Annotated in this window: 19 protein-coding genes and 1 riboswitch; of the genes, 13 read left to right on the forward strand and 6 right to left on the reverse strand. The window is 72.5% G+C overall.

What is annotated here, in order from left to right; all coding sequences use genetic code 11:
* Positions 1-36 precede the first annotated feature (36 nt).
* On the reverse strand, positions 37-3642 hold the full coding sequence (gene cobN, locus IE140_RS10635) for a cobaltochelatase subunit CobN (RefSeq protein WP_150198428.1): 3606 nt from the start codon (positions 3640-3642) through the stop codon (positions 37-39).
* Between the two features lie 94 nt (positions 3643-3736).
* Positions 3737-3822, reverse strand: a riboswitch (cobalamin riboswitch).
* Between the two features lie 186 nt (positions 3823-4008).
* Between cobN and IE140_RS10640 the strand changes: the two genes are divergently transcribed.
* Genes IE140_RS10640 through IE140_RS10650 form a run of 3 tightly spaced genes read left to right on the forward strand, consistent with a single transcriptional unit; the run spans position 4009 to position 7491 of the window.
* A complete protein-coding gene (locus IE140_RS10640; RefSeq protein WP_150196388.1) occupies positions 4009-5298 on the forward strand; it encodes a ferredoxin-like domain-containing protein in 1290 nt (429 codons plus the stop codon).
* Positions 5299-5347: 49 nt separating this feature from the next.
* Positions 5348-5974, forward strand: a complete 627-nt coding sequence (locus tag IE140_RS10645; RefSeq protein ID WP_093443563.1) for a precorrin-8X methylmutase — start codon at positions 5348-5350, stop codon at positions 5972-5974.
* Positions 5975-5976: 2 nt separating this feature from the next.
* The gene (locus IE140_RS10650; RefSeq protein ID WP_150196387.1) at positions 5977-7491 is read left to right on the forward strand and encodes a precorrin-2 C(20)-methyltransferase; all 1515 of its coding nucleotides are present in this window, start codon (positions 5977-5979) and stop codon (positions 7489-7491) included.
* A gap of 51 nt (positions 7492-7542) precedes the next feature.
* On the opposite strand, the gene IE140_RS10655 is transcribed toward IE140_RS10650, so the two are convergent.
* Positions 7543-8313, reverse strand: a complete 771-nt coding sequence (locus IE140_RS10655; protein ID WP_093443559.1) for a cobalt-precorrin-6A reductase — start codon at positions 8311-8313, stop codon at positions 7543-7545.
* A gap of 17 nt (positions 8314-8330) precedes the next feature.
* Between IE140_RS10655 and IE140_RS10660 the strand changes: the two genes are divergently transcribed.
* The gene (locus IE140_RS10660; RefSeq protein ID WP_150196386.1) at positions 8331-9440 is read left to right on the forward strand and encodes a cobalt-precorrin-5B (C(1))-methyltransferase; all 1110 of its coding nucleotides are present in this window, start codon (positions 8331-8333) and stop codon (positions 9438-9440) included.
* Positions 9441-9510: 70 nt separating this feature from the next.
* Here IE140_RS10660 and IE140_RS10665 read toward each other — a convergent pair whose 3' ends face one another.
* Together IE140_RS10665 and IE140_RS10670 are read right to left on the reverse strand one after the other, a co-directional pair.
* Positions 9511-10131, reverse strand: coding sequence for a hypothetical protein (locus IE140_RS10665; RefSeq protein ID WP_150196385.1), 621 nt, complete (start codon positions 10129-10131; stop codon positions 9511-9513).
* Positions 10132-10231: 100 nt separating this feature from the next.
* Positions 10232-10714: a hypothetical protein gene (locus tag IE140_RS10670; protein WP_150196389.1), complete on the reverse strand. Its 483-nt coding sequence runs from the start codon at positions 10712-10714 to the stop codon at positions 10232-10234.
* Positions 10715-11113: 399 nt separating this feature from the next.
* On the opposite strand from IE140_RS10670, the gene IE140_RS10675 reads away from it, so the two are divergent.
* Positions 11114-11509, forward strand: coding sequence for a peptidase inhibitor family I36 protein (locus tag IE140_RS10675; protein ID WP_225679153.1), 396 nt, complete (start codon positions 11114-11116; stop codon positions 11507-11509).
* A gap of 106 nt (positions 11510-11615) precedes the next feature.
* Positions 11616-12419, forward strand: a complete 804-nt coding sequence (locus IE140_RS10680; RefSeq protein WP_150196384.1) for a hypothetical protein — start codon at positions 11616-11618, stop codon at positions 12417-12419.
* 54 nt (positions 12420-12473) lie between these two features.
* Here the strand turns inward: IE140_RS10680 and IE140_RS10685 are convergent, their stop codons facing one another.
* Positions 12474-13118, reverse strand: coding sequence for a dihydrofolate reductase family protein (locus IE140_RS10685; RefSeq protein WP_006125861.1), 645 nt, complete (start codon positions 13116-13118; stop codon positions 12474-12476).
* A 158-nt stretch (positions 13119-13276) separates the two neighbouring features.
* On the opposite strand from IE140_RS10685, the gene IE140_RS10690 reads away from it, so the two are divergent.
* The 4 genes from IE140_RS10690 (at position 13277) to IE140_RS10705 (ending at position 16266) form a co-directional block, all read left to right on the forward strand.
* Complete coding sequence (locus IE140_RS10690; RefSeq protein WP_100563063.1) at positions 13277-13834, forward strand: flavoprotein; 558 nt, start codon at positions 13277-13279, stop codon at positions 13832-13834.
* A gap of 64 nt (positions 13835-13898) precedes the next feature.
* Entirely contained in the window at positions 13899-14369 is a 471-nt protein-coding gene (locus IE140_RS10695) for a cation:proton antiporter regulatory subunit (protein WP_030076978.1), read from the forward strand.
* A 2-nt stretch (positions 14370-14371) separates the two neighbouring features.
* On the forward strand, positions 14372-15646 hold the full coding sequence (locus tag IE140_RS10700) for a cation:proton antiporter (protein WP_032776433.1): 1275 nt from the start codon (positions 14372-14374) through the stop codon (positions 15644-15646).
* 164 nt (positions 15647-15810) lie between these two features.
* A complete protein-coding gene (locus IE140_RS10705) occupies positions 15811-16266 on the forward strand; it encodes a tellurite resistance TerB family protein (RefSeq protein WP_006125865.1) in 456 nt (151 codons plus the stop codon).
* 34 nt (positions 16267-16300) lie between these two features.
* Here IE140_RS10705 and IE140_RS10710 read toward each other — a convergent pair whose 3' ends face one another.
* Positions 16301-17374 (reverse strand): PucR family transcriptional regulator, encoded by a 1074-nt coding sequence (locus tag IE140_RS10710; protein WP_093444161.1) that lies wholly within the window; start codon positions 17372-17374, stop codon positions 16301-16303.
* Positions 17375-17794: 420 nt separating this feature from the next.
* On the opposite strand from IE140_RS10710, the gene IE140_RS10715 reads away from it, so the two are divergent.
* From IE140_RS10715 to IE140_RS10725, 3 genes are all read left to right on the forward strand, one after another.
* Positions 17795-18448, forward strand: coding sequence for a hypothetical protein (locus tag IE140_RS10715; protein WP_093444162.1), 654 nt, complete (start codon positions 17795-17797; stop codon positions 18446-18448).
* An 87-nt stretch (positions 18449-18535) separates the two neighbouring features.
* Complete coding sequence (locus IE140_RS10720) at positions 18536-20653, forward strand: flotillin family protein (protein WP_150196383.1); 2118 nt, start codon at positions 18536-18538, stop codon at positions 20651-20653.
* Between the two features lie 373 nt (positions 20654-21026).
* Complete coding sequence (locus IE140_RS10725; RefSeq protein ID WP_150196382.1) at positions 21027-26054, forward strand: DNA repair ATPase; 5028 nt, start codon at positions 21027-21029, stop codon at positions 26052-26054.
* Positions 26055-26069: the final 15 nt, after the last annotated feature.

Below are 26069 nucleotides of genomic sequence, written 5' to 3' on the forward strand. Positions count from 1 at the left end.
CTCCCGGGGCCGGTCGGGTTGCGGCGGGCCGGCCCGTCAGTCCTCCCCCTCCAGGTTCCCTTCCGTCTCCAGGTACACCTGGCGCAGCGCTTCCAAGACCGCCGGGTCCGGCTTGGCCCACATGCCGCGGGACTCGGCCTCCAGCAGGCGTTCCGCGATGCCGTGCAGGGCCCAGGGGTTGGCCTCCTGGAGAAACTGCTTGTTCTCCGGGTCCAGGACGTACGTCTGGGTGAGCTTGTCGTACATCCAGTCGGCGACGACGCCGGTCGTGGCGTCGTACCCGAAGAGGTAGTCCACCGTGGCCGCCAGCTCGAACGCGCCCTTGTAGCCGTGGCGGCGCATCGCCTCGATCCACTTGGGGTTGACGACGCGGGCGCGGAAGACGCGGGACGTCTCCTCGACGAGCGTGCGCGTGCGGACCGTCTCGGGGCGGGTGGAGTCGCCGATGTACGCCTCCGGGGCCGTGCCCTTCAGCGCGCGCACGGTCGCCACCATGCCGCCGTGGTACTGGAAGTAGTCGTCGGAGTCCGCGATGTCGTGCTCGCGGGTGTCGGTGTTCTTCGCGGCGACCTCGATGCGCTTGTAGGCGCTCTCCATCTCCTCGCGGGCCGGGCGGCCGTCGAGTTCGCGGCCGTAGGCGTAGCCGCCCCAGACCGTGTAGACCTCGGCGAGGTCGGCGTCGGTGCGCCAGTCGCGGGAGTCGATGAGCTGGAGGAGGCCCGCGCCGTACGTGCCGGGGCGGGAGCCGAAGATCCTTGTGGTGGCCCGGCGTTCGTCGCCGTGTTCGGCCAGGTCGGCCTGGGTGTGCGCCCGTACGTAGTTGCGCTCGGCCGGCTCGTCGAGAGATGCCGCCAGGCGTACGGCGTCGTCGAGCAGGCCCACCGTGTGCGGGAACGCGTCGCGGAAGAAGCCCGAGATGCGGAGCGTGACGTCGATGCGGGGGCGGCCCAGCTCGGCGTACGGGATGGGCTCCAGGCCCGTCACGCGGCGCGAGGCGTCGTCCCAGACGGGGCGGATGCCGAGCAGCGCGAACGCCTCCGCGATGTCGTCGCCCGCCGTGCGCATCGCGCTCGTGCCCCAGAGGGAGAGGCCGACCGACGTGGGCCAGTCGCCGTTGTCGGTGCGGTAGCGGGTCAGGAGGGAGTCCGCCAGGGCCTGGCCCGTCTCCCAGGCCAGCTTGGACGGGACCGCCTTCGGGTCCACCGAGTAGAAGTTGCGGCCCGTGGGGAGCACGTTGACCAGGCCTCGGAGCGGGGAGCCGGAGGGGCCTGCCGGGACGAATCCGCCGTTCAAGGCGTGGACCGCGTGGGTCAGTTCGTCGGTCGTCGCCGCCATGCGCGGGACCACCTCGGTGGCCGCGAAGGTCAGGATGTCGGCCACGGCGTCCGGGAGGCCCGCGGCGACCCCGGCCACTGCCTCCGGGTTCCAGTCCGCGTCGTCCATCGCCTGGACCAGGGCGCGCGCCTGCTCCTCGATCTCGTCGGCCGCGGTGCGGGTGGCCGCCGACTCGTCCAGGCCGAGCGCCTCGCGCAGGCCGGGGAGGGACGCCGTGCCGCCCCAGATCTGGCGGGCGCGGAGGACGGCGAGGACCAGGTTGACCCGGTCGTTCCCGGCGGGCGGGTTGCCCAGGACGTGCAGTCCGTCGCGGATCTGGACGTCCTTGATCTCGCAGAGCCAGCCGTCGAGATGCATGATGAAGTCGTCGAAGCCCTCGTCCTCCGGGCGGTCCTCCACCCCGAGGTCGTGGTCGAGCTTCGCCGCCTGGATCAGCGTCCAGATCTGGGCGCGGATCGCGGGCAGCTTCGCCGGGTCCATCGCGGCGATCTGCGCGTGCTCGTCGAGGAGTTGTTCCAGGCGCGCGATGTCGCCGTAGCTGTCGGCGCGGGCCATCGGCGGGACCAGGTGGTCGATGAGCGTGGCGTGGACGCGGCGCTTCGCCTGCGTGCCCTCGCCCGGGTCGTTCACCAGGAACGGGTAGACGAGGGGCAGATCGCCGAGGGCGGCGTCCGGGCCGCAGGCGGCGGAGAGGCCCGCGTTCTTGCCGGGCAGCCACTCCAGGTTGCCGTGCTTGCCCAGGTGGATCATCGCGTCCGCGCCGAACCCGTTGTCCTCGGCGGAGGCGGCGATCCAGCGGTACGCGGCCAAGTAGTGGTGGGACGGCGGGAGATCGGGGTCGTGGTAGATCGCGATCGGGTTCTCGCCGAAGCCGCGCGGCGGCTGGATGAGGATGAGGAGGTTGCCGCGCCGCAGGGCCGCGAGGACGATGTCGCCCTCCGGGTTGGCGGAGCGGTCGACGAACATCTCGCCGGGGGCGGGGCCCCAATGCTCCTCCACCGACTCCCGCAGCTCCTGCGGCAGTTCGGCGAACCAGCGACGGTAGTCGGCGGCCGGGATCCGGACCGGGTTCTTCGCCAACTGCTCCTCGGTCAGCCACTCCTGGTCGTGGCCGCCCGCGTCGATGAGGGCGTAGATCAGCTCGTCGCCGTCGCCGGAGGCCAGGCCCGGGATGTCCTCCTCGGGGCCGAAGTCGTACCCCTCGGCACGCAGTCGGCGCAGCAGGGCCACGGCGCTGGCGGGGGTGTCGAGGCCGACCGCGTTCCCGATGCGGGAGTGCTTCGTCGGGTAGGCGGACAGCACCAGCGCGATCTTCTTCTCCGCGTTCGGGATGCTCCGCAGCTTCGCGTGGCGTACGGCGATCCCGGCGACGCGGGCCGCGCGCTCGGCGTCGGGGACGTACGCCGGGAGCCCGTCCTCGTCGATCTCCTTGAAGGAGAACGGGACCGTGATCAGGCGGCCGTCGAACTCCGGCACCGCGATCTGCGTCGCCGCGTCCAGCGGGGAGACGCCCTCGTCGTTCTCCTCCCAGGCGGTACGCGGGCTGGTGAGGCAGAGCGCCTGGAGGATCGGCACGTCGAGCTGGGTGAGCGCGCCCGCGTCCCACGACTCGTCGTCGCCGCCGGCCGAAGCCTCTGCGGGCTTGGTGCCGCCCGCCGCGAGGACGGTGGTGACGATGGCGTCGGCGGAGCGGAGCCGGTCGATGAGGTCCGTCTCCGGCGTACGGAGAGACGCGACGTACAGCGGGAGTGGGCGGCCCCCGGCGTCCTCGACCGCCGTGCACAGCGCGTCCACGAACGCGGTGTTCCCGCTCATGTGGTGGGCGCGGTAGTAGAGGACGGCGACGGTCGGCGCGCCCTCGGGCACCGCTCGGGCCTCCCGCTCCAGCGGGCCCCACGCGGGGGCCGGGGCGGGCGGCTCGAAGCCGTGGCCGGTCAGCAGCACGGTGTCGGAGAGGAACCGGGCCAGCTGCTCCAGGTTGGCGGGGCCGCCGTGCGCGAGGTAGGCGTGCGCCTCGGCCGCGATGCCGATCGGCACGGTGGACGCGGCCATCAGCTGGGCGTCGGGGGCCTGCTCACCGGTCAGCACGACGACCGGGCGGCCGGTGGCCAGCACCGCGTCGAGCCCCTCCTGCCAGGCCCGTACGCCACCGAGGAGCCGGACGACGACGAGGTCGACGCCGTCCAGCAGCTCCGGCAGTCCGTCGAGGTCGACGCGCGAGGGGTTGGCGTACCGGTAGCTGACGGGCCCCTCGGAAGCGCGGGCGCTCAGGAGGTCGGTGTCGGACGTCGACAGGAGCAGGATCATGCTGCGTCAGGCCTTCCTCGGGGTGTCCACGCCCCGGGCGGGTGTCGGAGGGTCTCCCCGGGCGGTCCGGTGGCTACCGGGCACTCGGAGAAGGGAGTTCCTGACTCGTCCGGCGGCCGGTGGTGGCGGCGACCGGACTCACAGTGGCGGGACCGCGCCGGAATCTCACCGGGCTTCCTCCCCTGTCGCCGTCTGGCGATGGCGGCCTGAACGGACCACCGCCAGCATCCTAAGCGGCGGAGGTGGGGGCGGGGCAGGGGGCGTGGGTGCGGTGGTGATCACTGTTTCCGGCGGCCACCACCGGTCAGCCGCCGCTGTCCCGCAGGTCACAGCCGCGGGCCCCTCGCCGGGAGCGGCCCGGTCGGTATGCTCGCCGCCATGCCCGATTCCGCCCTCTCGCCCCTTTCCGCGGGCGGCCCAGCCCTCCGCGACAGCGGCGACGCCTGCCCGGGGACGCTGCGGCTGCACCGGGCCGACGACGGTGCGCTGGCCCGGGTCCGGGTGCCCGGCGGGGTGCTGAGCGCGGACCGGGCGGACGCGCTGCTGGCGGCGGCCGGCCGGTTCGGGGACAGTGAGCTGCATCTCACCTCGCGGGGCAACGTCCAGCTGCGCGGCCTCGACGCGGAGTGCGGAGGCGGGCTCGCCGAGCTGCTCACCGCCGCCGGGCTGCTGCCGTCCGCCGCGCACGAGCGGGCCCGCAACATCGTGGCCTCGCCGCTCGCCGGGCTGGACGGATCGCCCCCGGTCAGCGGCTGGTTGTCCGGACTGGACGGCCTGGTCTGCGGATCGGCCGCCGCCGCCTCGCTCTCCGGCCGCTTCCTCTTCGCCCTGGACGACGGCCGAGGTGATGTGGACGCGCTGGGCGCCGACGTGACCCTGATCGCGGCGGGCGACAGCTGCCTCCTGCGGATCGGGGCCTCGGACGAGGTGTTCCGGGTACCGGGCGGGGAAGGCCCCCGCGCCGCGCTCCTGGCCGCCGAGGCGTTCCTGCGGGCCGCCCGGGAATCCGGCGCGTGGCGCGTGAAGGACCTGCCCGACGGCGTACGGGCCGATCTGGTGCGAACCGTCGGTGCGGGGGCCGGTCCGGCGGTGCATCGCCCCCGGCCGCGTACGGCGACGCCCCCTGCCCCGGGCGCGCACGCTTCCGCCAGCGCGATCAGCGTCGACGTACCCCTGGGGCGGCTCACCTCCTCCCAGTGGCGGCTGCTCACCGAAACGGCCCGCCGGTACGGGAACGAGCTCCGGCTCACCCCGTGGCGCGGGATCGTCGTCCCCGGCCCCTTCGCGCACGACGAGGCGGTGGAGGCGCTCCGGGCGCTGGACGCGGCCGGGCTGATCACCGCCCCCGACTCCCCGTGGACCGGGGTCGGCGCGTGCATCGGCCGCCCCGGCTGCGCGAAGTCCCTGTCCGACGTGCGGGCCGAAGCCGGGGCCGCCGTCGGACCGGTCGGGCGGCTCCCTGTCTACTGGTCCGGGTGCGAACGCCGCTGCGGCCACCCCCACGGGGAGTGGATCGACGTGGTCGCAACGCCCGACGGGCACCGGATCTCGCACGTACGGGGAGAGCGGCGGGACCCCCGGACGACCGTTCCGACCGTTCGGAACGGCGCCCCGGCACGGCTGGCGGCAGCGGTGGCCGAGGCCCGCGCCCTCTGACGCAACACCCGATTCCTCTGACGTATCAGCTGAAGAAAGCGACAGCACTGTGCACCAGTACGAGAAGGACGGACCGGCGATCTACCGCCAGTCCTTCGCCACCATCCGCGCGGAGGCGGATCTCGCCGGGCTGCCCGCCGACGTCAGCCAGGTCGCCGTCCGGATGATCCACGCCTGCGGCATGGTCGACCTCGTCAAGGACCTCGCCTTCTCGCCGAACGCCGTGGCCGACGCCCGCGCCGCTCTGCGCGCCGGCGCACCGATCCTCTGCGACGTGGCGATGGTCGCCAGCGGGGTCACCCGCAAGCGGCTGCCCGCGGACAACGACGTGGTGTGCACGCTGTCCGACCCGTCCGTGCCCGAACTGGCCGCGAAGATGGGGACGACGCGCAGTGCGGCGGCCCTGGAGCTGTGGCGGGACCGGATGGAGGGGGCGGTGGTCGCGGTCGGCAACGCGCCGACGGCCCTGTTCCGGCTGCTGGAGATGATCGAGGAGGGCGCCCCGCGCCCGGCCGCCGTGATCGGCGTCCCGGTCGGCTTCGTCGGCGCGATGGAGTCCAAGGAGGCCCTGGCCGAGCACCCGTCGGGCCTGGAGCACCTGATCATCCGCGGCCGGCGCGGCGGCAGCGCGATAGCTGCGGCGGCCCTGAACGCCATCGCGAGCGAGGAAGAGTAGTGATGAGCGAGTCCAGCGGCAGCACGGGCCGTCTCTACGGTGTCGGACTCGGCCCCGGCGACCCGAACCTGATGACCCTGCGGGCCGTCCAGGCCATCGGCGAGGCCGACGTCGTCGCGTACCACAGCGCCCGGCACGGCCGCTCGATCGCGCGCTCCATCGCCGCCGCGCACCTGCGGCCGGACCACATCGAGGAGGCCCTGGTCTACCCCGTCACGACGGAGACCACGGACCACCCCGGCGGCTACCGGGGCGCGTTGGAGGAGTTCTACGAGGCGGCCGCGGCCCGTCTCGCGGCGCATCTGGACGCGGGCCGGACGGTCGCGGTGCTCGCCGAGGGCGACCCGATGTTCTACGGCTCATACATGCACATGCACAAGCGCCTTGCGGACCGGTACGCGACCGAGGTCATCCCGGGTGTCACGTCCGTCAGTGCTGCCGCCGCCCGGCTCGGCACCCCGCTCGTCGAGGGTGAGGAGATCCTGACGATCCTGCCCGGCACGCTGCCGGAGGAGGAGCTGACGGCCCGTCTCGCCGCGACAGACACGGCGGTGGTGATGAAACTGGGGCGGACGTTCCCGGCGGTGCGCGGGGCGTTCGAGGCGTCGGGCCGGCTGCCGGAGGCGCGGTACGTGGAGCGGGCCACGATGGCCGGGGAGCGTACGGGCGAACTGGCGGACATCGACCCGGAGTCGGTCCCGTACTTCTCGGTGGCGGTGCTGCCGAGCCGCGTCGACGCGCCGCGTCCGTCCGGAACAGCCGCCGGCGAGGTCGTGGTCGTCGGCACCGGTCCGGCGGGCCCGCTGTGGCTGACGCCCCAGACGCGGGGCGCGCTGGCGGCGGCCGACGCCCTGGTCGGCTACACGACGTACCTGGACCGGGTGCCGGTCCGCCCCGGGCAGGCGCGGCACGGCTCGGACAACAAGGTGGAGTCGGAGCGGGCGGAGTTCGCGCTCGACCTGGCCCGGCGGGGCCACCGGGTCGCGGTGGTCTCGGGCGGCGACCCCGGGGTCTTCGCGATGGCGACGGCGGTGCTGGAGGTGGCCTCGCAGGACGCCTACGCGGACATCCCCGTCCGGGTGCTGCCCGGCGTCACCGCGGCGAACGCCGCAGCCGCCCGCGCGGGTGCGCCGCTCGGCCACGACTACGCCACGATCTCCCTCTCGGACCGGCTCAAGCCGTGGGAGGTCATCGCGGAGCGGCTCCGTGCGGCGGCCTCGGCGGACCTGGTGCTCGCTCTGTACAACCCGGGGTCCAAGTCCCGTACGTGGCAGGTCGGCCAGGCCCGCGACCTGCTCCTGGAACACCGCTCGCCGGACACCCCGGTCGTTCTGGCGCGGGACGTGGGCGGCCCGACGGAGTCCGTACGTACGGTGCGGCTGGCCGACGTCGACCCGGCGGAGGTGGACATGCGGACGCTGCTGATCGTGGGCTCGTCGCAGACGCGGTGGGTGAAGCGGGGCGAGGACGGCGGCCGGGGCGTCGTCTGGACGCCGCGCCGCTACCCGGAGGCGTAGCCCCCTCGGGCCCGCTGCTCGGGCCCGGAGGCGTAGAGCTTCCGGAAACCGCTAGCCGGGTTCGTGCAGTCGGCGTACCCAGCGCGCGGCCTCGTCGGGCGTACGGGCCACCGGCACCCCGTCCGGTACCGGTGGCCGCCGGACGACCACGACCGGGATCCCGGCCTCACGGGCGGCGGTGAGCTTGGGCGCGGTGGCGTCCCCGCCGCTGTCCTTGGTGACGAGGACGTCGATGCGGTGGCGCCGGAGGAGCTCCCGCTCCCCGTCGAGGCCGAACGGGCCCCGGTCGAGGAGCACCTCCATCCGGGCCGGGCAGGGCGGCTCCGGCGCGTCGACGGACCGGACGAGGAACCACAGCGCGTCGAGGCCCGCCCCCGCGAAGGCGGCGAGCCCCATCCGCCCGGTGGTGAGGAAGACCCGCTCGCCGAGTGCGGGCAGCAGCCCGGCGGCCTCGGCGAGCGATCCGGCGGAGTGCCAGCGGTCACCGTCCTGGGCGACCCAGCCGGGCCGACGGAGGGCGAGGAGGGGAACATGGGCCAGGGCGGCGGCCTCGGCGGCGTTCCGGCTCATGGCGGCGGCGAAGGGATGGGTGGCGTCGATGAGGGCGTCCACGTCGTGCTCACGCATCCAGGCGGCGAGCCCCTCGGGCCCGCCGAACCCGCCGATACGCACCTCCCCCGGTGGCAGCCGGGGGGCGGCGACCCGGCCCGCGAGCGAGGTGGTGACCCGGACGCTCCGGTCACCGGCCAGGCTCTCGGCCAGCCGGCGCGCCTCGGTCGTACCGCCCAGGACAAGGACATGCACGGCAGCAGGTACAGGCATCGGAACGGACTCTTCTCGTGAACGCTGAGACGCAGGGCGGTCGCAGTGCCCAACTCAAGCACACCGGTCTGCGCCCCGGCTGGACGACCGGCGCCTGTGCGACGGCGGCGACGACGGCCGCGTACACGGCACTGCTGACCGGCGACTTCCCGGACCCGGTGTCCATCACGCTGCCGAAGGGCCAGACACCGGCGTTCGCGCTGGCGGTGGAGGAGCTGGGGCCCGGGCAGGCGAGCGCCGGGGTGGTGAAGGACGCGGGGGACGACCCGGACGTGACGCACGGGGCGCTGGTGCGGGCGACGGTACGGAGGCTGCCGCCGGGCTCCGGGGTGGTGTTCCGGGCGGGCTCCGGCGTCGGTACGGTCACCCTCCCCGGCCTGCCGCTGGAGGTCGGGGAGCCCGCGGTGAACCCGGTGCCGCGCCGGCTGATGCGGGAGCACGTGGAGCGGGTGGCGGCGGAGCACGGTGCGGCGGGCGACGTGGAGATCACGGTGTCGGTCGACCACGGCGAGGAGATCGCCCGCTCGACGTGGAACGGCCGCCTGGGCATCCTGGGCGGCCTGTCGATCCTCGGCACGACGGGGGTGGTCGTCCCCTACTCCTGCTCGGCCTGGATCGACTCGATCCGCCGGGGCGTGGACGTGGCGCGGGCGGCGGGCCTGACGCATGTGGCGGGCTGCACGGGTTCGACGTCGGAACGGACGGTGCGCGCGGAGTACGACCTACCGGACATCGCGCTGCTGGACATGGGGGACTTCGCGGGCGCGGTGCTGAAGTACGTACGTCGGCACCCGGTCGACCGCCTCACGATCTGCGGCGGCTTCGCCAAGCTCTCCAAGCTGGCGGCGGGCCACCTGGACCTCCACTCGGCCCGCTCCCAGGTGGACAAGGCCTTCCTGGCCGACCTGGCCCGGACGGGCGGCGCGGACGAGGACCTGGCCGCCCGGATCGCCACCGCCAACACGGGCCTGGAGGCGCTGCGCCTGTGCGAGGCGGCGGGCGTCCCCCTGGGCGATCTGGTGGCGGCCCGCGCCCGGGACGAGGCCCTGTCCGTGCTCCGGGGCGCGCCGGTCGCGGTGGACGTGCTCTGCATCGACCGGGCGGGGGTGGTGGTGGGGCGGGGGTAGGGGCGGAACAGATCGACGCGCAGGGCCCGGACACGGGCACGGCCACGGCGCGGGGTGAGACGGCGGCCCCTCACCCACCGCTGAGGGGCGAGCCCCAGCCGGTATCGTGCAGGGCCCGTCGTTCCAGATGGCCGAGCAGATGACCGGCCGCCCGTCCCACGGTGCACTCCGGTGCCCCGACCGCGACCAGGTCGGCAATGATCCGTTCCCGAACCACCTCGTCCGACCACTCTCCACTCAGGAGAGGCAGAAGCAACAGGAAGCGGCCGGAGGCGTCCTGGACACCGTCTGCCGGGGGCTCGGGGCAGTCGGCGACCCGGGTCAGCTCACGCCACGAAAGCCCCGAGACCAGGGCCGGGCTGAAGCCCGCGCCCGTGCCCGTGGTCTGACCGCCGGGGTGGTAGTCGACCCCGAACTCGTCAACAAGGTTGCGGTAGACCACGACAACACCGGAAGCAGGGTGACTGTCCGGCACCAAGGCCCGGAACACCGGCCACTGTTCGGGATCGAAGAGCACCTCGGCGAGGGCATCGGCGTCGCCCCCGTCCCCACCGAACCAATCGGGGTCCGCCCGCCCGGCACACGTCCCGTCACCGCACATCGCCAACAGATGGTTGGCCCAGAAGCCACGCCGTCCCAGGAGCGACTCCCCCGCCACGACCGGCCCGTGGCCGTACCCCTCGATCAGCACACGGGGATTCTGTCAGCGATCACTGACACGGCCCGGGATTGCGAGCCCCGGGGCGCTCCTCCCCGGGCCCCGCAGCGGCATTCCTCGCCCCCTTGCCCCGTTATTCCCTCCCCTCCACCTGCGTCAGCGCCTCCGTGATCATGCGGGTCGCGAAGTTCTGGTCGTCCGTCATGCGGTTGATGTGTTCGGCGAGCAGGAACGCCGTCGCCTCCAGCGGGGTCAGTTCCGCTTCTGTCCAGTCGCCGTACTGGTTGCGCCACAGCGTGGGGCTCAGGCCGATGGCGGCCGCGACGGCCAGGCCCGCCATCGTGGGGACGGCCTGGGGCGGGACGCTCCTCGGCAGCATCTTCAGGGAGGTGACGAGGGTCGGCACCACGTATTCGACGACGTCCTTGTCGTGCGCCTCGTGGGCCTCCCGGAGCCACTTCATGTACAGGTAGATGAGCGTGCACGTTCCGTCCAGCACGTCGTCGATGCCCTCCGGGCCGAGCGACGCGAGGAGTTGCTGGATCAGCTGCTCCTGTTCCGGGTCGGTCCCGCTCCTGCCCGCGTGAACGGTCCTGATCCGGGAGTCGACCAGCATGAGCGCCGCGCCCACATCGCCGGCGGGAGCGTGTCGAGGTTCGAAGGGCGACAAGGCGGAAGTCCTTTTCGGGGTGGCTGCGGTGGGGCAGCGCGCGGTGTCCCAGCGCGGTCCGTACCTCTGCGCACTCGGACGACTACGCAGCCGACTCTCCACGATCCCGGCAGCTCCGTCGGGCACTTCACGGATTTTCCCCCCGATTTCGCGCTTCGCACGCTCTGCCGCCAACGCGCACATCGCGTACACCTGGGGCTTTTCGCTCAGCCGCAACAGCGTGGCCGGACCGGTCGGCAGCGCGCGACAGTGATGCAGACCGAACACGGGTGCACGGGGGACCTGAAGGTGCTTGCGAACCCGTCCGTGGACGATGCCGAGAACCCTGAAGGGGGCAGAGAAGGCATGAGGAAGATCAAGGGTGTGAGAGCGAAGGCGGCCATCGCGTCGGGTGCTGTACTGCTGGCGGGCCTGGGGATGGCCGCGACGGCCTCACCGGCGCAGGCGGCCAGGTCGGACTGTTCTTCCGGGGCGCTGTGCGCCTGGCTCAGCTCCTCCTACGCGGGGACCCCGGGCCAGGTGTGGGGCAACAACACGGACCTGCGGCAGTACAACAAGTTCAACGACGCCGGCTCCGTCTACAACAACGGCAACTCCTGCGACGTCCGGCTCTACACGTTGAAGGACTACGAGGGCCGGACCTACCTCCTCAAGCGTGGTTACAGCATCTCCTCGCTGAAGACCCACTTCGCCGACGGCAGGTTCAAGTACGGCATCGCCTCGAACAAGTGGGTGTGCTGATCTGATGCGGCGGATGCTGTGGCTTGCCGCCGCGGCATGCTTCCTCGTGGCCGGATGCACCTCGTCCGGCCACGATGGCCGTGCCGGCGGAGAGCTTCCCCGCCCGTTGTCAGGGGCCGTCCACTTCTCCGCGGACCAGGCCGACGCGCTGCGCGGGATGGAGGAGGAGGAGATCCGGTCCTGCATGCGGGAGCGAGGTCACGTCTACCGCACGGCCCCCGTGTCCGATCCGCGCAGGCTCGCCGCGGAGAACCCCTACGGACTGCTGGACGCCGACTGGGCCGAGGACGACGGCTACGGCATCACCGCAGGGCAACTGGCCGGCCGGCCGCGGGACCCGAACGCCCCGCACCTCTCCTCACTGCCGAAGGCCGAGCGTTCCGCCTGGGAGAAGGCGCTGCTGGGGGAGGAGAAGAACCACCGCACGCTCACCCTTCCGGACGGCATGAAGATCGGCTACGACCCCCGGTCCTGTGTCGAGGTCGCGAGCAGCACGGTCTACGGGAAGCGCTGGACGGAGCTGCGCTACCTCGTGGAAGCCCTCACCAACGACATCGTCACCGCCGTACGGGACACCCCCGGCTTCCGGGACGCGGAGCTGGCGTGGGCGGACTGCATGGCGGAGCAGGGGCACGCGTACCGGAAGCTGTCGGAACCGCGGTCCGAGACGAAGCAGCGGCTGGAGAAGACCGGCCAGGATCCGGTCGCGCAGCGGTCCGTCGGGCGCGACGAGTTGGCGCTCGCCCGTCATGACCTGGCGTGCCAGCGTGACGCGGACCTGGCTCGGGCGGTGACCGAGGCCCAGGGGGAGGCGGAGGTGAAGAGCCGTGAGCGATGGCGGAAAGAGATCGAGAAGTACGGTGCCATGAAGGCGTCCGCACTGGTCAAGGCTGATCGCGCCGCCGGGTGAACCGCCCGCTCCCGCGCCTCCCGGAGCCCCCGCCGCATTCTCCGCCCCCTGACGTCACTTTCGCCAGAACAGATGGTGCGTCATGCCGCTCGGGCTCGGCACGACGTCCACGTGGTAGCGGTCGCGCAGGTCGTCCGGTGAGTCCCACAGACGCAGGCCCGTGCCCAGCTTCACCGGGGCGACCGCCACGTGCAGGGTGTCGACCAGGCCTGCGTCGAGGAACTCGCGGATCGTGGTGACTCCACCGCCGAGCCGGACGTCCTTGCCGCCCGCCGCTTCCCGTGCCCGGTCCAGGACCGTCGCCGGGTCGGCGTCGACGAAGTGGAACGTGGTGTCGGAGAGGGCCAGCGAGGGGCGTGTGTGGTGCGTCATCACGAACACCGGCGTGTGGAACGGGGGTTCGTCGCCCCACCAGCCCTGCCACTCGTGGTTCTCCCACGGGCCGCGCTGCGGGCCGAACTTGTTGCGGCCCATGATCTCGGCCCCGATGTTGTGCGTGAAGTCCCGGGTGAAGTAGTCGTCCAGGCCACGGCTCCCGCCGGGGTCCGTGCGGTTCGGCCAGCTCGCCGTGGCGCCCGCCCAGGAGAAGAGTTCCCCGGGGTCGACGTGGCCGAAGGGCCGCTCCAGCGTCTGGTTCTCACCGGCGGCGATACCGTCGCTCGACACCGTGAAGTTCTGCACTCGCAGCAGTTGAGCCATGCCGTCCTCCTCTGTTCCTGACGTTCTCCTCGGGTAGACCGGGGGCGCCGTCTCAACTCATCGGTCCGGACGCGTCCGCAGGCCTCTCCCCCACTATCGCCTCCCGTCCCCCGTACGCTGCTGAGCCTCACCGCCCCAGCGATCAAACGGGAGAGTCCTTGAGCGATCAGCCCGACCGGCCCGGCCGGAAGCCGTTCCTGTACGTCGTCGTCTGCGCGGCCGGCGTCGCCCGTGACGTCGACCGGCTCTTCGTCGCGGCGCAGGACGCCGGCTGGGACGTCGGCGTCGTCGCCACTCCGCAGGGGCTCGGCTTCCTCGACGCGGCGGCCGTCGAGGCGCGGACCGGGTATCCGATCCGCTCCGGCTGGCGCGCCCCCGGCGACCCCCGGCCGTTCCCGGACCCGGACGCCATCGTCGTCGCGCCCGCCACCTTCAACACCGTCAACAAGTGGGCGGCCGGGATCGCGGACACCCTGGCCCTCGGCATCCTCTGCGAGGCGTACGGACTCGGCGTCCCCACCGCCGTACTCCCGGCCGTGAACTCCCTCCTCGCCCAGCACCCCGCGTACGCCGAGAGCCTGGCCAGGCTGCGGAGCATGGGGGTCCGGGTCAGTGCCCGCGCGCCGCACACCCCCAAGTCCGGTGAGACCGCCGACTTCCCCTGGGACGAGGCCCTGGAGCTGCTCGCCCATGGACCGGATTCGGCCGCCCGATAAGGTAATGGCCGGATAAAGAGATCACCAAGTGCGCACCGGCTGCCGCACGTCCCGGGAGGAAGCCATGGGAACCCGCCGTACATCGCTGCCCGGAGTGGGCGCTCAGTACGACTTCACGACCGAGACGGGACAGCACATCTCGGTCGTCGTCCACCACGACGGACGCCGGTTCATCGGGTTCTACGAACAGGACGATCCTGATTCGTGCCAACTCTCCGTCCCCCTGACGACGACCGAGGCCACCGCCCTCGCGCACCTCATCGATCCGGCGCCCATCGACGCCGTACGGACTGAGGGCATCGACCTCGTCACCGAGCACATCCCGCTCGGGTCCCGCTCCCCTTACGGCGGGCGGCTGTTGGGGGAGACCCGGGCACGGACCCGGACCGGGGCGTCCATCGTGGCGGTGCTGCGCACCCACAGCGCGCACCCGTCGCCGGAACCGGACTTTCGACTGGCCATCGGGGACACACTCGTCGCCGTCGGTACGCGTGAGGGCGTCGACGCGCTCTCCGAGATCATTGCGGAGGGCTGACCGTGCACGACACGACTGCATTGCTGGTGGAGCTGGGAGCCGTCATCCTCGGGCTCGGGCTCGTGGGACGGTTCGCCGGGCGGATAGGGCTCTCCCCCATCCCCCTGTACCTGCTCGCCGGGCTGGCGTTCGGGCACGGAGGACTGATTCCGCTCAAGGCCAGCGAGGAGTTCACCATGGTGGGCGCCGAGATCGGCGTCATCCTGCTGCTCCTGCTGCTGGGGCTCGAGTACAGCGCTTCCGAGCTGGTCACCAGTCTGAAGACGCAGTATCCGTCGGGTGCCGTCGACTTCGCCCTCAACGCCATCCCGGGCGCCGTCGCCGCCCTCATCCTCGGCTGGGGGCCCGTGGGCGCCGTCGCGCTCGCCGGTGTCACCTGGATCTCCTCGTCCGGGGTGATCGCCAAGGTCATGACCGATCTCGGCCGGCTCGGCAACCGCGAGACCCCCGTCATCCTCGGCGTCCTCGTCATGGAGGACCTGGCGATGGCGATCTACCTGCCGCTGCTCACCGCCATGCTCGCCGGGGTCAGCCTGGCCGGCGGCAGCCTCGCGCTCGTCATCGCACTCGGGGCCGTCGGGCTCGTCCTCTATCTGGCGCTCCGCCACGGCCGCCTGATCAGCCGCGCGGTCTCCTCCGACAACCCGGAGATGCTGCTCCTGGTCGTCCTCGGCCTCACCGTCCTGGTCGCCGGTGTCGCCCAGCAGCTCCAGGTGTCCGCAGCCGTCGGCGCGTTCCTCGTCGGCATCGCGCTCTCCGGTGAGGTCGCCGAGGGCGCCCGCAAGCTGCTCACCCCGCTGCGGGACCTGTTCGCCGCCGTGTTCTTCGTCTTCTTCGGACTCTCCACGAACCCGGCCGACATCCCGCCGGTGCTGCTGCCCGCGGCCCTGCTGGCCATCATCACCACCTTCACCAAGATCGGCACCGGCTACTACGCGGCCCGCCGCGCCGGAGTCGGCCCGCGCGGTCGCTGGCGTGCGGGCGGCACCCTCGTCGCGCGCGGCGAGTTCTCCATCGTCATCGCCGGTCTGGCCGTGGCCACCGAACCGCGCATCGGCCCCATCGCCACCGCGTACGTCCTGATCCTCGTCATCGTCGGCCCGCTCACCGCCCGGTGGACGCAGCCCATCGCCGCGAAGATCGAGGCCCGTCGCGGCGGCGGCAAGGACACGAGCGACGTCCTGGTGAAGGAGCCCGTCGCGAAGGCCGCGCCCGAGCGCCGGCTGGGCTCCCACGACGACCTCACCCCGGAGCCCGCGGGCGACAAGCACGAGTAGCCCCGGCCCACGGCACCGCAGCCGAAGCCGAAGCCCCCGGACGCACTCATGGGCGCCGGGGGCTTCGCCGTACCCGGCGGACTCGGCGGACCCGGCACGTCCATCTCTACATGTCTGTAGAGTTGACCGCGTTCCGGCAGTGCACCGCAACGTAGGGAGATGTCATGGCTCTGTGGGACCGCATCAAGGAATCCGCGTCGTCGATGCAGACGCAGCTGGAGGCGAAGAAGAACGAGCTGAAGTCGGGGTCGTTCCGGGACGCGAGCATGGCCATGTGCGCCCTGGTCGCCGCCGCCGACGGTTCCGTCGACCCGGCCGAGCGCCAGCGCGTCGCGGCGCTCATCGCGTCCAACGACGTCCTGCGGAACTTCCCCGCCGACGACCTCCAGCGGCGCTTCAACGCCTACGTCGACCAGCTCACCGCCGACTTCGCCCTCGGCAAGGTCGGTGTGGTCCAGGAGATCGCCAAGGCGAAGAAGAAGCCGGCCGAGGCCCGTGCCGTGATCCAGATCGGCATCGTCATCGGCGGCGCCGACGGCGACTTCGACGCGACCGAGCAGGCCGTGGTGCGGGAGGCGTGCTTCGCGCTCGACCTGCCGCCGCACGAGTTCGACCTGTAGCGATCCGTACGCGCGTCACCGGCCGGTCAGGGTGTCACAGCTCCTTGGCCGGCCAGTCCAGCAGCCGGGCGCCGATGACAGCCGTCTGCAGGCTGTAGCGGTGCACCGGGTCCGACGGGTCCGACCCGGTCAACTGGTGGATGCGCTCCAGGCGGTACGTCAGCGCCCGGACGCTCAGCGCCAGCCTGCGGGCGGTCTCGGCGGCGACGCAGCCCGCGTCGAAGTAGACCGCCAGCGTGTTCAGCAGCGGTTCCGCGCCGCCCCTCGCCTTCTGGAGCGGGCCCAGCTCACTGCGCACCAGATCGGCCATCGCCTGCCGGTCCCGGGTCAGCACCGGGTAGACCATGAGGTCCGAGGCGTACAGCACGGGGTCCTCCATCCCCATCCGGTCCGCCAGGTCGAGGGCTTCGAGCGCCTCGTCGTAACTGTGGACCACCCCGCCGGGCCCCTTGTGCGGGCGGCCGACCGCCACCTGCCCGCCGTCCGTCGCCGCGTGCGCCTGCTTGGCGAAGTAGCGCAGGACGTCCGGCTGGCTGCCCGGCGCGATGCAGACGATCCGGCCGTCCTTCGTCGTCAGCAGGATCTTGCGCCCGCTGAACCGCGTCAGCAGCGCTGCCTCCACGGTGCGCGGCACCGCGTCCGTCTCCGTGTACGCCTCCGGGCCCGACGCCACCGCGACCGCGTGCGCCCGGGAGAGCCGCAGGCCGAAGCGGGTCGCCCGCTCCGCGAGCCGGACCAGGTCGCTACGTCCGTAGAGCAGGTCGTCGATGAACTCCCGGCGCGCCGCCTCCTCCCGCCGTACGGTGAGGCGTTGGGCCCGCTCGAAGCCCTCGGCGAACGCGTCGACCGCCTGCTCCACCGCGGCCAGGACGGCATCGGTCACGGCCTGGGAGTTCCCGGCAGCGGACTGGGGCCAGGCTTCACGGGTCTGCACCAGATGCATCGTCACCAGGGCACGCAACTGGTGGCCCGCGTCCGCCGCAGCACGGCCCAGCGCGCGGCGTTCCTCCAGTTCGTTACGTGTCAGGCGTCGGCCGGTGAGGGCGACTTCGCCCAGAATGCGGGCATAATCGCCCAGCATTTCCTCGGGAATCCTCGGCTCGGCCACGCACTCTCCTTCAGCCCTGCAACAGTCCTGTCATTTCCCCAACGCACACGGGGCGGTGCCGGTGCCCGGCATTAGCAAAGCGTAAAGATTGCCGGGATCCGGCAATGCGTCGGGCAGGCCCCGGATGACAGGATCTGGTCAGCAAGAACACGGGGGAAGCACCACGGGGGAGCACGGGGGAATCGGGGGAAACACGGGGGAGCAGGGAGAACGACCCGGCCGCCGCGGCAGGTCACGACCACGCCGCGGCAGCCGGGCCCTGTCACCCGCGGGCCGGCCACCACCGGCCGTCCGCCGCCCGGTCGCCCACCGACCGAGCACCCGTCGGCCGCTCGTCGACCGGCCGCTCGCCTGCCCCGTACCGGATGACGAAGGCGCACGCCGCAGGGCGGACGCGCCGAACCGCAGGGGGCGGGATCGATGGACGAGTTCCTGAGCGCGGCAATCGGATTCCCCGCTGTCATCTTCGGCGCCGCTCTGGTCGTCATCATCTGCTTCTGGCTGCTGGTGCTCGCCGGGGCCGCCGGCCACGACTCCTTCGACGCCGACCTCGACACCGGTCCGGTCGGCCTCGGCGGCGTACCGGTCTCCGTCTCGGTCTCCCTGCTGATCGTCTTCGCCTGGTTCGGGAGCCTGACCGGTACGGTCCTGCTCCGCCACAGCGGCACCGACAGCGCCACCCGCGCCGTGCTCGCGGTCGCCGTGCTCGCCGGGTCGCTGCTGGTCGCCTGGGCGGCCGTCCGCCTCCTCGTCCACCGCTTCCGCCGGTTCTTCCCGGCACAACCTCCGCCATCCCGGCTGGACTTCGTCGGGAGCGTCTGCACGATCCGCACCGGCACCGTCACCGCGACGTTCGGCCAGGCCGAGGTCGTCTCGCGCGACGGGTCGACGGCCATCGTGCAGGTCCGCCGGGCCGACTCCTTCCCGTCCTCCTCCCGTCCCCCGGGGCCGGCCGCCGAGGACGCGCCGCTCGCCACGGGCGGCTCCGGGCTCCTCTACGCGTACGACGAGGACGGCGAGTTCTTCTGGGTCGCGCCCTACGACGCGGCGCTCGATCCGGGCCCGAACAGCTGACGTTCGTCCCGCCGTCTCCCTGAACCTCCGGTCACCCGCCACCGCGCGGGGCCCCTTCCGTACCAACCAGCCGCCAAGGACTCTTCTATGGATGCCATCTCCCTGGGCATCGGCGTGCTCGTCGCCGTTGTCCTGCTCATCGTCATCGCCATCGCCTTCGTCATCACCCGGCTGTTCCGCAAGGTCGAGCAGGGCAAGGCACTGATCATCTCCAAGACCAAGAAGGTCGACGTCACCTTCACCGGTGCCGTCGTCCTGCCCGTGCTCCACAAGGCCGAGACGATGGACATCTCGGTGAAGAAGATCGAGATCCACCGCGCCGGGCGCGAGGGTCTGATCTGCCAGGACAACATCCGCGCCGACATCCAGATCACCTTCTTCGTCCGGGTCAACAAGACCGTCGAGGACGTCATCAAGGTCGCGCAGTCCATCGGTACGCAGCGGGCGAGCGACAAGGCCGCCATCCAGGAGTTCTTCGCGGCGAAGTTCTCCGAGGCCCTCAAGACGGTCGGCAAGCAGCTCGACTTCGTCGACCTGTACACCAAGCGCGAGGAGTTCCGGGACCGGATCATCCAGGTCATCGGCACCGACCTGAACGGCTACCACCTCGACGACGCGGCGATCGACTTCCTCGAGCAGACCCCGATGTCGCAGCTCGACGGCTCCAACATCCTCGACGCGCAGGGCATCCGGAAGATCACCGAGCTGACCGCGATCGAGCACGTGCGCACCAACGAGTTCCAGCGCACCGAGCAGAAGGAGATCACCCGGCAGGACGTCGACGCCCGCGAGACGATCCTGGAGCTGGAGCGCCGGCAGGCCGAGGCGGAGATCAAGCAGCGCCGCGAGGTCGAGAGCCTGCGGGCCCGCGAGGAGGCGGCCACCGCCCGGGTGCAGGAGGAGGAGCGGCTCGGCGCGCAGACCGCGTTCATCCGGACCGAGGAGCAGCTCGGCATCCAGCGGGAGAACCAGGCGCGGGAGATCGCCGTCGCGCAGAAGAACCGCGAGCGGGTCATCGCCGTCGAGAGCGAGCGCATCGAGAAGGACCGGATGCTGGAGGTCATCGGGCGCGAGCGCGAGACCGAACTGAACCGGATCGCCGCCACCAAGGAGGTCGAGGCCGAGCGCCGCGAGGTCGCCGACGTCATCCGGGAGCGGATCGCGGTGGACCGCACGGTCGCCGAGCAGGAGGAGTCGATCCTCACCCTGCGCGCCGTCGAGGACGCCGAGCGGGCCCGCAGGTCGGTCATCATCGCGGCCGAGGCGGAGGCCCAGGAGAAGCTGGTCAAGGACATCAAGGCGGCCGAGGCCGCGGAGGCCGCGTCCTCGCACCTGGCGGCCGAGCAGCTCACGCTCGCCGAGGCACGGCTCAAGACGGCCGACCTGGACGCCCAGGCCAAGCTGCGCCTGGCGGAGGGCATCCAGGCCGAGACGGCCGCGCCCGGGCTCGCCGCCGTGCAGGTGCGGGACGCCGAGGCGGACGTCACCGAGAAGGCCGGTCTCGCGGAGGCCGAGGCAACGGCGGCCCGGCTCAAGGCCGAGGCGGAGGGCGCGCGGCTCAAGGCGCTCGCCGACGCGGAGGGCACCCAGGCGCAGGCGACCGCGGACGCGGCCGCCATCGGCGAGAAGCTGAAGGCGGAGGCCGCGGGGCTCACGGAGAAGGCGGCCGCGATGGCGGCGCTGGACGAGGCGTCCCGGACGCACGAGGAGTACCGTCTGCGGCTCGACGCGGAGAAGGAGATCCGGCTGGCGGGGCTCGACGTGCAGCGGCAGGTCGCCGAGGCGCAGGCGACGGTCCTGGCGACGGGTCTGGAGAACGCCGACATCGACATCGTCGGCGGAGAGTCCGTCTTCTTCGACCGGCTCGTGTCGTCGGTCTCGCTCGGCAAGGCGGTCGACGGGTTCGTCGGCAACTCGCAGACCGCGCAGGCCCTGGCGGGGTCGTGGCTGGACGGTTCGTCGTCCTTCACGGACGACCTGAGCCGGGTGCTGGGGTCGGTCTCCACGGGTGATGTGCAGAACCTGACGGTGTCGGCGCTGCTCATGCGGCTGATGGGGTCGTCGGGTGCGGCGTCGGGCCAGGTGGAGCAGTTGCTGGCGGCGGCGAAGGAGCTGGGGCTCGCGGATCTGCCGGTGTCCTCGGTGGCCGGTACGAAGGTTGCTCCCGCGGCGGTGTCGCTGAACGGGGCCGGGGCGAAGGGGTAGACCCGCCCGCACCACCACAGCCCGTCCGGCGTTTGAGGACGGAACCCTTGGCCCGGGGGATCGGAAGGTCTGGGTGTGCGTCCCACGGGGGTGGGCGCACCAGGGCCTGGCCCGCCCGGCAGGGCGGGCCCTCCGGGCCAGGGGTTCCGTCCTCAAGCGCCGGACAGGCTGGAGTTCCGGGGCCGCGCCACACGCCGGGAGCAGGCCCACCAGCCCCAAGGTTCCGTCCTCAAGCGCCGGACGGGCTGAACATCCGGGCCGCCCCACACGCCGGAAGCAGGCCCACCAGCCCCAAGGTTCCGTCCTCGAACGCCGGACGGGCTGGAGGTCCGGGTACACCGGCGCATCACGAAACACGTAGGGAGCCGTACGCATGGACAGCGACATCACCGACACCGCAACCGACCCCCAGGGCCCCCAGGGCGGCGGCCAGGGCGATGTGGACGCCGGTGCCTACGAGGTGCTGCGGCGACGGCTCTCGGCGCAGGCCGGCGAGCTCGTACGGCGCGCCGAGGCGCTCAACACCCGCCGGACGGAGGAGTTCGGCTCGACCGGACTGCGGCTCCTGGCCACCGAGCAGGTGCGCACCGAGCACGCTTCCGTCCCGCGTGACCTCGTCGCCGTGGGCGGGCAGTTGCTGTTCGGGTTCGAGCGGGGGCCGGGGGCCCGGGGCGAGGCCGGGGTCGACGACGTCCTCCTCGTCCGGGACGCCGAAGGAGACAGCGAGGCGCCCGAGAACGGCGGCACCCTCCTCGACGACGACGGGTTCCGGCGCGAGTTCGCCTCCCTCCACCGCTACTTCCGCGACGCCCGTCTCCTCCGTCTGCGCCGGGCGGGCGGCAAGCTCCTGGCCGTCTTCCGTACGGGCGAGAACGCCGAGGACATCCGCGTGCTGCGCTGGGCCCTGGGCGCGGACGGCTCGCCCGGGGCGTTCCTGGACGCGCAGGGCGAGCGCGACCATGTGTTCCCCGCATCCCACGACTTCGACTGGACCGTCGCCGGGCGCGAGGCCCACCGCCCCGGCCGCCACCCGCACATCGCCATCGGCAAGGGCGACGGCCTCTTCGTCGACACGATCGGCGGCACCCTGACCGTCAAGGTCACCGACGACACCGAGTCGCCGGACGGGATCTACGAGGAGCCCGTCGACGAGCCGTTGCAGTCGCTGGCCGACGCCGACGTCGAGTACGCGGAGGTCGGGCCGCTGACGCTGCTGCGCGTGCGGCCGTACAAGGAGACCGCCTGGCGGCATCTCGTCTTCAACTCCCTGCTCTCCAGCGTCCAGCGGCTCGACGGCATCGGGCCGTCCTGCCACCGCCTCCCCGAGGACCAGGGGATCATCTTCCCCGGCGGCTACTACCTCACCACCGGCACCGCGAAGACCTTCGACACCGCCGAGGAGCTGACCGAGCCGGTCTTCGAGGGCGCGGTCCGCTCGCCCAACGGGGAGGACGTGCTCTACGTCTTCCGTTCCCGCGACGGCCTGCGCAGTCTCCTCCTCCCCTACAACCTGATCCGCCAGGAGGTCGCCACCCCGCTCACCGGGCGCGGCCACGCGCTCCTGGACGACGGGACGCTGGTCCTGCTGCGGGACAACCCGGACGGGCCGGCCCGCGTGCACCCGTTGCAGCGCTGGCAGACGCCGTACGTCTCCGACACCTACGCCGCCGCCCGGCCCGCCGGGACCGGGCCGCTCGCCCGGACCGGCAACGCCGATCTGGTGCGCGGGATCTCGGACTGCCTCGCGCTCGCGCACGGCGTTCAGGACATGACGCCGACGACCGCCGTCTACGGGCAGCTCGCCGCCGACTGCGCCCGCGCCCAGGACCGGTACCACTGGCTGTCCGACCCCGAACTGGGCGCTCTCGGCGAGCCGTTGGCCGAGCTGCGGGCCACCGCACAGCAGGTGCTGGCCGAGTTCACCGCCGTACAGGATCTGACCCGGCGGGCCGCCGACGCGCTGGAGGAGACCGCCGGGCGCATCACCGCGCTCGTGCGGCGGGTGCGCGGCGAAGTGCCCGGGTCGGCGTCCGCTTGGGTCGAGCGGCTGACCGAACTGCGGCAGGCGCACGGGCACTTGGCGACGGTCGGCGAGATGCGGTACGCGGATGTCGAGCGGATCGCGGAGCTGTCGGCCAGGACCGAGGACGACATCGCGTCGGCCGCCCAGCGGGCCGTCTCCTTCCTCGCCCGCGAGGACGCGTTCGACGGGTATCACGCGGACATCGCGGGGCTGGTGGCCGACGCGGGGGCGCTGGAGACCGTGCGGGACGCCTCCGCCGTGACGGACCGGCTGGCGGCGATGACGGAGGGTCTCGCCACCGTCACGGACGTCGTCGCCGGTCTCGACATCGGCGACGCCACCGTGCGCACCTCGATCCTGGAGCGGATCGCGGAGGTGCTGGGCGGGGCGAACCGGGCCCGTGCCACGCTGGACGCGCGCCGCCGGGAGCTGCTGTCGAAGGAAGGGCGGGCCGAGTTCGCCGCCGAGTTCGCGCTACTCGGGCAGGCGGTGACGGGCGCGCTCGCGGCCGCCGGATCGCCGGAGGCATGTGACGATCAACTGGCGCGGCTTCTGCTCCAGTTGGAGAACCTGGAGTCGCGGTTCGCGGAGTTCGACGACTTCCTCGCCGAGCTGGCCGAGCGCCGCACCGAGGTGTACGAGGCGTTCTCGGCACGCAAGCAGACCCTCCAGGACGAGCGGGCGCGGCGCGCCGAGCGGCTGGCCGGGTCGGCCGACCGGGTGCTGGAGACCATCGCCCGGCGGGTGGCGGCGCTCGACGATCTCGACGCCGTCCACACCTACTTCGCCTCCGACCCGATGGTCGCCAAGATCCGGCGGACCGCCGACGAGCTGCGTGAACTCGGCGATCCGGTACGGGCGGAGGAGCTGGACGGGCGGCTGAAGGCGGCCCGTCAGGAGGCGGGCCGCGCCCTGCGCGACCGCACCGAGCTGTACGCCGACGGCGGGTCCGTGATCAAGCTGGGCCGCCACCGCTTCGCGGTGAACACCCAGCCGTTCGACCTGACGCTCGTGCCCTCCGGGGAGAGCCTCGTCTTCGCGCTGACCGGGACGGACTACCGGGCCCCGGTCACCGACCCGGCGTTCTCGGCGGCCCGGCCGTACTGGGAGCAGCTGCTCCCCTCGGAGAACGCCGCCGTCTACCGCGCCGAGCACCTCGCCGCCCGGCTTCTCGACGAGCACGGGGCGGACCGGCTGGCCGCGCTGTCCGAAGCCGAACTGTCCAAGGTGGTGCGGGAGTCGGCCGCCGAGGCATACGACGAGGGGTACACCCGGGGCGTCCACGACGAGGACGCCACCGCGATCCTGGCCGCCCTGCTGCGCCTGCACCCGGGCGCCGGGCTGCTGCGCCACGAGCCGGCCGTCCGCGCGGCGGCCCAGCTCTTCTGGGCGTACGGAACCGAGGAAGCGCGGCGCACCTCCTGGACCAGGCGCGCGGTCTCCCTGGCCCGGGCCCGCGACACTTTCGGCCTGGCCCCGGCCATCGCGGTGCTCCAGGAGGAGTGGGCGACGACGATCGGCTCGCCGTCCCCCTCCGCACCGGCCCACGCCGTCGCCGCGTACCTCTTCGAGGAGCTGACCACCGGACCCTCCGGGTTCGTCGTGGGTTCCCCGATCCGGACCTTCCTGGAAGCGTTCCACCGGGCGGCGGGCCCCGACGCGTACGGGGACGACCTCGCGGCCCTCGGCGACGACCTGGCCGCGCGCCGGCAGCTCGTGGAGGGCTGGATCGCCCCGTACGCCGAGGCCACGGGGGCGGACCTCGGCGACGGCGATCTGGCGGAGGCCGTCGCGGTGGAGCTCTGCCCGGAACTGGAGCGGTACGCGTGCGACGCGCCGCTCACCGAGCGACTTGAGGGGCTCCTCGGCGATCACCCGCGCATCGCGGGCGGCGGGGCCCTCACCGTACGGCTCGACGAACTCCTCGCCCGTACCGCCGGGTTCCGCGACGACGTCGTGCCCGGGTTCCGTGCCTACCAGCGGCTGCGCACCTCCCTGGTGGACGCCGAGCGCGGACGGCTGCGGCTGGACGACCACCGGCCGCGCGTGATGTCGGCGTTCGTCCGCAACCGGCTGCTCGACGAGGTGTACCTGCCGCTGATCGGCGACAGCCTGGCCAAGCAGCTCGGCACCGCCGACGCCGACCGGCGCACCGACTCGCAGGGTCTGCTCCTGCTCGTCTCGCCGCCCGGCTACGGCAAGACGACGCTGATGGAGTACGTCGCGGACCGGCTCGGCATGGTCCTCGTCAAGATCAGCGGTCCGAACCTGGGCCACGACGTGACCTCTCTCGACCCGGAGCAGGCCCCGAGCGCCACCGCCCGGCAGGAGATCGAGAAGATCAACTTCGCGCTGGAGGCGGGCAGCAACACGCTCCTCTACCTCGACGACATCCAGCACACCTCGCCCGAACTGCTCCAGAAGTTCATCCCGTTGTGCGACGCCACGCGCCGTATCGAGGGCGTGCGGGACGGCGAACCGCGCAGCTACGACCTGCGGGGCAAGCGGTTCGCGGTGTGCATGGCGGGCAACCCGTACACCGAGTCCGGCGAGCAGTTCCGGATCCCCGACATGCTCGCCAACCGGGCGGACGTGTGGAACCTCGGCGAGGTGCTGAGCGGCCGCGAGGACGTCTTCGCGCTGAGCTTCGTGGAGAACGCGCTGACCGCCAACCCGGTTCTCGCCCCGCTGGCCGCCCGCTCCCGCGACGATCTGGCGCTGCTGGTGCGGCTGGCGGGCGGCAGCGACCCGGCCGCACGCGCCGAGCACCTGGAACACCCTTACAGTGCTGCTGAGTTGGACCGCATCCTGGCGGTGCTGCGCCATCTCCTCACGGCCCGGGACACCGTGCTCGCGGTGAACGCCGCGTACATCGCGTCGGCCGCGCAGACGGACGCCACCCGCACCGAACCGCCGTTCCGGCTCCAGGGCTCGTACCGCAACATGAACAAGATCGCCGAGCGGATCGTGCCGGTGATGAACGACGACGAACTGTCCGCCGTCATCGACGACCACTACGCGGGCGAGGCCCAGACGCTCACCACGGGCGCCGAGGCGAACCTGCTGAAGCTGGCAGCCCTGCGTGGCACGCTCACCGCCGAACAGGCGGAGCGGTGGGCGGCGATCAGCGGTTCCTACGTCCGCAACCAGGCACTCGGCGGGCCGGACGGCGACCCGGTGACCCGGGCCGTGGCCGCACTGGGGCTGCTCGCGGACCGGATCGCGGCGGTCGAGACGGCGATCCAGCGGGCGGCGGACCCCCGGCACCTGCTGGCGGGCACCCAGGGAGCCGCCAACGGCGGGGCGGCCGGCGGCGGGACGGTCAACGACCGGCCCACCCCCGGCCGTCATGCGAAGATCACAAACGCTCCACACTGATCGGCACCGATCGGG

The sequence above is a fragment of the Streptomyces parvus genome, assembly GCF_014648875.1.
Lineage (GTDB): Bacteria > Actinomycetota > Actinomycetes > Streptomycetales > Streptomycetaceae > Streptomyces > Streptomyces parvus.